The following is a 1,687-nucleotide window of genomic DNA, read 5'->3' on the forward strand; positions in this document are numbered from 1 at the left end:
ACACCGTAACGCAGGAAAGGCGTAAGCGGCGCGATCGTGTGATTCTTTGATGAGGTCGTGATATAAACCTCGCCCCATTCATCCGGCATACCGTGCGCATCAATTTCGCAAATTTGATATTCGTAAATCTTTGCCGCCGGATTTCTATCAAAATCCAACCGCATCTGCCCTCTCTGTTTACCATCGCGCAACTTAATCCCTGCCACTATAGCCGGCACATCATCTTTTTGTGGTATGCTCGAGACCGAAAAACCCGAGCTCAACAATTGCGACAGGTCACCGTTTGCCGTGTGCGTCACATAGAAAGCCAAACGCTTTAACATCTGTTCAATCGCTTTGCGTGCACTGTTCTTGGCCGCCGTATCTTCCGGACTGCCACGCCGCTTGGCCATGGCGAGCTTCTGCTCATAGTCTTCCAATACGTCCGTTACCACATCTAGTGCCGGCTCCGGCGTCGGAAAGTTTGGATTGTCTGTCATGGCCAATAGGACCGTTTTACCTTTGACCAATACGGTTTCATCGCTGTCCTTGGTGAAACCGCCCAATGCTTGTTGTTTAATGTTCATAACATTTTGTTTTTAGCAGCAGGGCCCATTCCCTCGCTGTGAAACAAAGGTGGCTTGAGACGAAAAATTTTGACGGGAAATGCAATCAAATGCAACCAAATGCAATCAAATGCAACCGATTTCGATTGCATTTGATCGCTTTTTAGGCACTACCTTCCGAGTATAGCCACATTTCGGCGGAGTACATGAACATGGCGGCGAGGTACATGGAGCTGGCGACACACTACTTTATCTGCAGGAAGCCCTACTTTGCAGTTTTGTCGGACAAAGTTGCTATCAGGACGGAGCGACAGGTACAACTGAAGGGGTACCTTGTGCTCCGGAAAGAGTAAGGTTTATTTGGTGAAGCCTACCTTGGGGCGGATCCGTCCGACGACATCGGTCACCTGGACAACAGCGAAGATCGGCCTCCCTGATGGTACGCTCATTCGCACAACGGCATTTCGTGGCAGGTCAAAGCTACCGGCTGGTTACCCTGCTTCGTGACGTTCTAGGGCTAGCGTGTCGCGTACACACCCCGATGCAAGGCCCGGATGAAGTAAAGTACTGCAGACACCCCCGAATCAACACCAAAGCGTTTCTACTTCGTGAGTTCTTCGGCCAACAACGAAGCGCCGTACCCCGCCGTCAGTCTAGGGTACCCCGCCGTCAATCCAGGGTAGTCCGACGCCAAGACGGGGCCGTACGCCGAAACGCAAGAAAGCGTACATTCCGTACGCTTTCCATCTTATCATCGATAACAATAGACCACCTTTTTTCCCTATCGTTTTCCACGGCGGACACTTTCATCCAGTCCCCTTTTGAGATCCTCATCTTTATAATAATGTCTATTCCCATATACTCTCGGTTTCAAGATCCCCCATTTTACCCAGCGGCAATAGGTGCTTGCATTGATATTCAATAGTGCGATCACCTCCTTTCTAGATTTCATGTTTTTAATATCATCCACCGCTCCGATATCACACTCAGCCGGTGTCCCGACATCAATATCCAACGCCTTCAAAATAGACAGCATCACTGCACACTGTACACATTTACCGTTTTTCATACCGTTAATTTATTTAAGTTATTATAATATGTTACTATCCACAAAAGCAAAGAAATCGGGAAACGCCTGCCGG

The 1,687-nt window shown here is 48.9% G+C and carries 2 protein-coding genes; both read right to left on the reverse strand.

Annotated features, from left to right (window positions below; translation table 11 throughout):
- On the reverse strand, window positions 1-566 hold a 566-nt coding region (locus tag LKO28_RS15320), incomplete at its 3' end, for a hypothetical protein (protein ID WP_227695907.1).
- A 760-nt stretch (window positions 567-1,326) separates the two neighbouring features.
- A complete protein-coding gene (locus LKO28_RS15325) occupies window positions 1,327-1,614 on the reverse strand; it encodes a hypothetical protein (protein ID WP_227695909.1) in 288 nt (95 codons plus the stop codon).
- Between the last annotated feature and the right edge of the window lie 73 nt (window positions 1,615-1,687).

Origin of the sequence: Sphingobacterium sp. FBM7-1 (assembly GCF_020687765.1) — a bacterium.
GTDB lineage: Bacteria > Bacteroidota > Bacteroidia > Sphingobacteriales > Sphingobacteriaceae > Sphingobacterium.

Excerpts from the sequence above, each read along its gene's own strand:
- LKO28_RS15325 (WP_227695909.1), bottom strand. The coding sequence starts at position 1,614 with ATGAAAAACGGTAAATGTGTACAGTGTGCAGTGATGCTGTCTATTTTG.